Origin of the sequence: Blautia sp. AF19-10LB (genome assembly GCF_003461245.1) — a bacterium.
Taxonomy (GTDB): domain Bacteria; phylum Bacillota; class Clostridia; order Lachnospirales; family Lachnospiraceae; genus Blautia_A; species Blautia_A intestinihominis.
Genome location: NZ_QTWS01000024.1, coordinates 1 through 1,565, shown reverse-complemented (window position 1 = coordinate 1,565; position 1,565 = coordinate 1). Strand labels below are relative to the sequence as shown.

General features: G+C 33.1%; 1 protein-coding gene. It reads left to right on the top strand.

Annotated features, from left to right (window positions below):
• Positions 1 to 1,025 precede the first annotated feature (1,025 nt).
• Positions 1,026 to 1,565 (top strand): adenosylcobinamide amidohydrolase (locus tag DWX28_RS13040; protein WP_199611831.1); only part of this gene is annotated, 540 nt, incomplete at its 3' end.

The window sequence follows — 1,565 nt, the reverse complement described above, 5'->3', positions numbered from 1 at the left end:
CGGAACAGCATATCCGGAACAAAAAACTTTACTGCGTGGCAAACCATGCATAAAAAATAATCCATTTATATGGTAACACAATATATTGAATTCGTCAATAAAATACAGCGCATAGAATGCTATATCTTGTTATTCTGCCATTTTTCAAGTACGCTTACCATTTTTACTTCTCTGTCATTTCTACGTTCATCAGGAAAATTTCCAAGGAGTCATATATTGAAATATACTATAAAAAATAAGATTCATAAACGCACAAGGACGCTCTACCGAGGATATGCAGAGCGTCACTCTCTTATGGGCTAAGATTTGTGCAAATTATAATAATACGTCCTAAAAAGGAAGGAGACCGATACTTTCGTACCGGTATATGAAAAAGAAAAATATCTAAAAATGAGATACCTTAATTAGCATCTGCAATTATTAATGTACAGTATATTTATGACGATACTATGGTATAAATTTTAAGAATTTGTAAAAATTATATTTTCCTGTAGAAAAGCTTCTAAAACTCTCGATAATTTATAGTTCTCTTTTAATTATGCACTGCCTACTTCATAATATTTTTATTTCTTTTAAGCTTTAACAAGCAACATCATTGGCCGACGAAGTTCATCTTTCATTTTCTTAATTCATTCATTGTTATTTCATCTATCATATTAAAATCCTTTATAATTAAAAATGATTTACGACCTAAAAACTTATACTGTTTATAGATATTGGGCATTCATATTTTTATATAATAACACAAAAACAGATTAGTTCATATTTTTTCATATACATTAATCTGTTCAGTTTCGATATCTTTAGATTATGAAAATAAAAGTATTGTTTTATAGCGACAATTTCTCACCTTTTGTACATACATTTTTTATATCTAATTTTCATTAAATGTCCTATCAACCTCCCCTTTCATCCAGTCAATATCCTTTGATGCCCGAAAGTATATAGAAGATAACACTTTCAATTGACGTAATCAAAAGATATTAATAAAATAAATAAAAAAACATACACAAGAAGGAAACGTAATGAATACATTTTTTACCTGCGAGCAAAAATTAGGGAATACCATCTTCACTTTTTCACAAAAAGCCAAAGTTCTTAGCACAAGTCCTTTAAACGGAGGCCTTACAAGGCACCTTTCTCATGCTGTAAATATCAATTGTATGAATGGTTCTTATGAATGTAAAATGCTTGGAGATACTTATGAAAAAGATCTAGCTGCACATGTCCACGCCCTTGGTCTTTCCCCCTCCTGCACTACTGCCTTAAGTACCGCAGCCTGGACTGAATTACGTGCTATAGAAGAAGTATGCTTCCGGGATCTTACGGTAACTGCTGTTGTGACCGGTGGAATTGACTCCAATGGCATGCATCCCGGCGATCCCGCTTCTTACTACGAAGAGGATGGAAATTATGAAATGCTGCCTCCTGGAACAATCAATATTTTTCTGTTCATTAATCAGAATTTGACTGATGCAGCAATGTCCAGAGCACTGATGCTTTGTGGAGAATCGAAAGCTGCTGCTGTTTCTCAGTTATTACTGGGAAGCTGCTATTCCGAAGAA